Here is a 5,373-nt window from a genome sequence, read left to right as displayed (position 1 = left end):
CCGCACCGACCACCCAAGCCGGCATCAGCGCCGCTGCCGCTGCCGTGAAGTCACGCCTGCGCATGGTTTCCTCCCGTATCCTTCTTGCGCGTGAACGCCAGCACACGTTCCGCACGCGGTCAAGCGAGAGAGGTCAGCCGCGCGAAGCCACCAGGTCGGCAGCGAGTGCGTCCTCGTCGAGTGTGACGCCAAGGCCGGGACCGTCGGGGACGCGCACCGATCCGCCCTCATAGGCGAACGGCTCGGCGGTGATGTCGCGGGCGAGCACGTAGCGTGGCATGTAGAACTCGCAGCCGAGGCGGATGTTGGGCGTGGCGGCGATCAGGTGAGCGGCGGCCGCCAGCGCGATCCCACCCTCCCACAGCGTGCCGCCATAGGTCGGCAGCCCGGCGGCCGCGGCGACCGCGTCAGCCTCGCGCGCGCGCAGGATCCCGCCCGCCTTCATCAGCTTGATCGAGACGCAGTCCGCCCAGCCGGCATGCGCGCAGTCCAGCATCTCGCGTGCGGAAAAGACGCTCTCGTCCGCCATCACCGGCGTATCCAGCGCGGCCGCGATCATCGCCAGCACGCGCTCCTGCCCGCGGCGCACCGGCTGCTCGATGAAGCCGAGCTCGAGGCCGTCGAGGTCGCGGCAGAAGCGCAGCGCCTCCTCGGGCGCGAGGCCCTGGTTGTAGTCGGCACGGATATCGGCGGTCGGGCAGGTCTCGCGCAGCGCGGAGAGCCGTTCGAGATCGTCGGCGTGGGTGAGGAAGCCGGTCTTGACCTTGAAGATGCCGATGCCCTCCTCGGCCATGGCACGTGCGCGGTCGAGATCGGCGGCGAAGTCCGGATCGGCGATCGAGAACGAAAGCGGGATCGTATCGCGCACCACGCCGCCGAGCAGCGCGTGCACGGGCGCGCCGAGCCGCTTCCCGGCGATGTCCCAGAGCGCCATCTCGACCGCGGCCTTCGCCTCCGGATGGCCCATCAGCGCATGGTCCATCGCATCGGCGAGCGCAGCGATCCGTGTGGCGTCGTCGCCCTCGAGCACCGCACGCAAGCAACCGTCGATCGCAGCCGCGGTGGTATCGGCGGTGTTGCCGAACGGCGCCCAGGGCGCGGCCTCGCCGAGCCCTTCGATCCCGTCGGTCGTGAGGAGGCGCACGATCACCCGGCCGACGCGGCGTGCGATCTCGCCCGAGCCGTGCGCGCGGCGCATGCCGATCTCGCTGTCGATCCGGAACACCTGGAGCCGCTCGATCCGGTCAGGCATGGCGCACCTCGCGTGCGGCGAAAAGACGCGGAGCGAACCAGAACAGAGCCAGGACGGCAACCGAGAAGGCAAGCCGCGCGTGATCCGAGACCATGTGCCCGAACGCCGCGCCGAACCCGCAGGCGAGCGCAAACACGCGCGCCGGGCCAGAGAGCCGCGTGCGCAGGAACCCGCCGAATGCCGCGCCGACCAGTGTCAGCGCGGCGATCAGCGGCACCGTGTCCTCGACCACGGGGTCGACGCCGCCGCGCCAGATGATGCCCTGGTCGTAGATGAAGGCATAGCCGACCACGAACCCGGCGAGCGCGAAGCGCAGCGCCTGCACCGCTGTCGCCATCGGGTTCGCACCCGCGATCGCCGCCGCCGCGTAGGACGCGACCGCCACGGGCGGCGTCGCGTCCGCCAGCACCGCGAAGTAGAACATGAACAGGTGCGCGGCGAGCAGATCGACGCCGTACTCCTGCAGCACCGGACTGCCGAGGGCGGCAGTGATGATATAGGCCGGCGTGGTCGGCACGCCCATGCCGAGGATCAGCGCCGTCAGCATCAGCAGCAGGCAGAGCAGGGCAAGACTGCCGCCGGCGAGCCCCTTGACGATGCCGCCGAACGCGACGACCAGCCCCGTCACCGTCAGCGCCGAGGTGATGATCCCCGCGCCCGCCACCGCGGCCGCCAGCACCGCCATGGTGCGCGCCGCATTGCCGAAGGCGTCGACGATCGCGCGCGGTCCCATCCGCGTGTGCGAGCGGACGCTCGCGCAGACCATCATCAAGGTGGTCGCGGCGAAGGCCGCGAAGTTGCCGGACCAGCGCTCGACCAGCAGCCAGACCAGCACCGCGATCGGCAGCATCAGGTGGGCGTCGCGCGCGACCACGCGCCACGGCGGGATCGTGTCCGGCTCCATCGCCGCAAGCCCGAGCCGCTTCGCCTCGAAATGCACCGAGACGAAGATCGCGAAGAAATACAGAACCGCGCCGATCGCCGCCGTGACGATGATCTCGCCGTAGGGGATGTTGGTGATCTCGCTCATCACGAAGGCGGCCGCGCCCATCACCGGCGGCATGATCGCCCCACCGGTGCTGGCGGCAGCCTCGATCCCGCCCGCGACCGCCGGCGCATAGCCGAGCCGCTTCATCATCGGAATGGTGATCGAGCCGGTCGTCGCCACGTTCGAGACGGTGGAGCCACTCATCGTGCCGAACATGCCGGAGGTGATCACGGCCACCTTCGCCGGCCCGCCCGCGAAGCGGCCTGCGACGGCAGCCCCGAAGTTCGAGAACAGCCGACCCGTACCCGAGCCCTGCACGAAGGCACCGAACAGGATGAACATCGCGATCGTGCCGGCGACGATGCCGGTGAGCGGGCCGAAGATCCCACCGACGATCGGCACGATGTAGACCGTCTCGATGATCATCGCGAGATCGAACGGGCGCGTGTTGAATACGCCTGGCAGCCACTGCCCGACATGCATGTAGATCAGCGAGACGATCACGATGCCCGCGAGGATCGGCGCGACCGCCCGGCGGATCGCTTCGAGCAGCGTGACGACCGCGATGACTCCGAGCCACCATTCGAGCTCCGTCAGCGGGTCGATGAACTCCATGCGCGCGTTGATCTGCCGCGCACTGGCCAGGAAATAGAAGCTTGCGGCGGCGGAGAGTGCCGCGAGCACGAGATCGGGGTGGCTCGGTCGCGCTGCGGGGCTGCGTCCGGGACGGGCGGGATAGATCAGGAAGATCAGTGGCAGCAGCGCCAGCAGGTGGAAGCCGCGCAGCTGCAACGGCTCCAGCACCGGAAACACGTCCTGCGTCCAGCGCCCGGCACCGAACGCCTCGCGCGCGACCAGCTCCATCAGCCCCGCGCCGCCCAGCCAGAAATGCGCAAAGCCGACCAGCGCGGCGTACAGCGCGATGATCGGCCGCCAGGGACCAGCGAGCTCGCGCATGCCCAGCCCGCTACGAACAAGGACGGGCCGGGATCGCTCCCGGCCCGCCGCTCGAGCTGTGCCGCGTCAGAGCGTGCAGCCGGCTTCGGCGAAGGCGCGGCGTGCGCCCGGATGCAGCGGCGCGCCGGGATACTTGCACGCTACCGCCGGGTTGAACGCCGCCATAGACGGGTGAATGCCGCCGAGCCGCGCGCGGTTGGCGATCACCGCCTTGATCATGTTGTAGACGACCTCCTCCGGCATCGCCGTCGGCACCACCAGCACGGTGTCCATGGTCGTGACCGGAACCTCGGCGCTCTGCATCGGTGCCGGATAGGTGCCCGCCGGGATCACGCCCTGGCTGAAGCCGTAGGTGCGCGAGAGGTGCTCCCGGATGTCCTGCGGGAAGGCGACCAGCGTGGCCGGGCGGCGGCCGCGCTGCACCTCGGCGACCATCGCTGCCGGCCTGGCGAGCGCGACATAGACGTAGTCCACCTGCCCATCCATGAAGGCGTTGGCGATGTCGGTGTAGCTGCCCTGCACGACGCGGCCGCCATCCGAGCGGATCTTGTCGAAGCTCGTGCCGAGGTGAGTCAGGATGTGAATGAGCGTCAGCGTGTCCGAGGACGTCGATTGCGGCGTCCCGATCCTGAGGCCGCGCATCGTCAGGATCGCCTTCATGTCGGCCGGACCCTCGTCCGCCCGGCGCAGCATGTGATGCTCGGTCGGGCTCCAGCCCACGCCGATATGCGAGATCTTGTCGTGTGGGGCGCGATACGGCGCCTCGCCCCTGATCGCCGAGGACACGAGGAAGTCGAGCCCGAAGCCGATCTGGCTGACGCCGTTCTGCACGCGCGTCGGGTTGCCGAGCCCGCCGCCCGGCACGACGCGGATCGTCAGCCCGGAGACGTTCTCCTGCAGGATCTGCGACAGCCCCGTCGCCATCGTGTACCAGCCGCCGCCGAGCGCGCCGGCCACCATCTCGTAGGTCTGCGCCTTTGCCGGCCCGCCGAGCGCGATCGCCGCCGCGGCTGCCAGCACCAGTGAACGTCGTGTCGTCACGGTCCATCCCCCATTGGTTTGCCTCACCTCGGCGCGATGATGCGGCGACGCGGCGCGAGGGGCAACCCGGTGTTTCCGATGGGTGCGAAATCGGCTCCGCAGGGCTCGGCCACCCGCTGGGTGGACGCGGTTGGAGCATCAGCCGCGGGGATCGGCGCGCCACCAGAGCAGCGCCGCCGCGAGCGCGCCCGCGAGGCCGAGCGCGCCGTGCACGCCGAAGGCCGTGGCGACGCCGTGCCGCGTCGCGAGCCAGCCGGCGAGCGGATAGGTGAGCAGCCAGGCGAGATGGCCCAGCGTGAACTGCGCGGCGAACAGCCCTGGCCGCTGATCCGGCGCGGCGGAGCGGCGCAGCAGCCGCCCCATCGGCGTGATCATCGTGCCGTAGCAAAGCCCGATGCTCACCCAGCCGGCGAGCAGAACTGTCCAGCGCAGTTCCACCGCCGCGAGGGCGCCGAGCAGGACCGGCGCGGCCATCCCGGCCGCGAGCATCACCGTGCGGTCCGGCAGATGGTCCAGCAGGCGCGGCAGGGCGAGGGCGGCCGTCATCGAGCCGGCGCCGAAACAGGCGAGCGCGAGCGCCACATCCTGCTCCGGCCGGCCGAGCAAGACGCGCACCACCAGCACGGTATCCACCAGCACGATCGCACCGGGCGCGGCGGCCGCAAGATTCAGTGCCATCAGACCGCGCAGCCGCGGCGTGCGCAGGAACACGACGAACCCCGCCGTCGCGCGGGCGAGCCACCCGGCGCGTCCAACCGGCGCCGGCGCGGGCAGGCGCACCGACAGCACGAACGCGGCCGAGACGAGGAAGCCGACGGCGGTGCCGGCGAACAGCGCATGGAACGGCACCATGGTCAGCAGGACCGCGGCCAGCGCGGGGCTGGCGAGCTGCTCCAGGTCATAGGCGAGATGCGCGAGCGAGAGTGCGCGCGTGTAGTCGCGCTCGTCGGTCAGGATGTCGGGGATGGTCGCCTGGAACGTCGGCGAGAACAGCGCCGAGGCCGATTGCAGCAGCGCGATCAGGACATAAACGTGCCATTCCGCCGAGACGAAGGGGAGCACGAGCGCGATCGGCACGCGCACGAGGTCGAGTGCCACCAGCAGGCGGCGCCGGTCGACCATGCCGGCGAGCGCG

Annotated in this window: 4 protein-coding genes; all 4 read right to left on the bottom strand. The window is 70.6% G+C overall.

Going from position 1 to position 5,373, the window contains the following annotated elements:
* Positions 1–133 precede the first annotated feature (133 nt).
* Positions 134–1,252: an enolase C-terminal domain-like protein gene (locus ACTIFU_RS16880; protein WP_439579486.1), complete on the bottom strand. Its 1,119-nt coding sequence runs from the start codon at positions 1,250–1,252 to the stop codon at positions 134–136.
* Positions 1,245–3,197 carry a TRAP transporter permease gene (locus tag ACTIFU_RS16875; protein WP_439579485.1) on the bottom strand — a complete coding sequence of 651 codons (1,953 nt, stop codon included), beginning with the start codon at positions 3,195–3,197 and terminating at the stop codon, positions 1,245–1,247. Before ACTIFU_RS16875 ends, ACTIFU_RS16880 begins: the two co-directional genes overlap by 8 nt.
* Before the next feature lie 66 nt (positions 3,198–3,263).
* Positions 3,264–4,238: a TAXI family TRAP transporter solute-binding subunit gene (locus ACTIFU_RS16870; protein ID WP_439579484.1), complete on the bottom strand. Its 975-nt coding sequence runs from the start codon at positions 4,236–4,238 to the stop codon at positions 3,264–3,266.
* A gap of 138 nt (positions 4,239–4,376) precedes the next feature.
* A partial coding sequence (locus ACTIFU_RS16865; protein WP_439579483.1) for an MFS transporter occupies positions 4,377–5,373 on the bottom strand: 997 nt, incomplete at its 5' end.

This window comes from Elioraea sp., from assembly GCF_051860475.1.
In the GTDB taxonomy this organism is placed as follows: Bacteria; Pseudomonadota; Alphaproteobacteria; order Acetobacterales; family Acetobacteraceae; genus Elioraea.
This window is presented reverse-complemented; position numbering and strand designations above follow the sequence as displayed.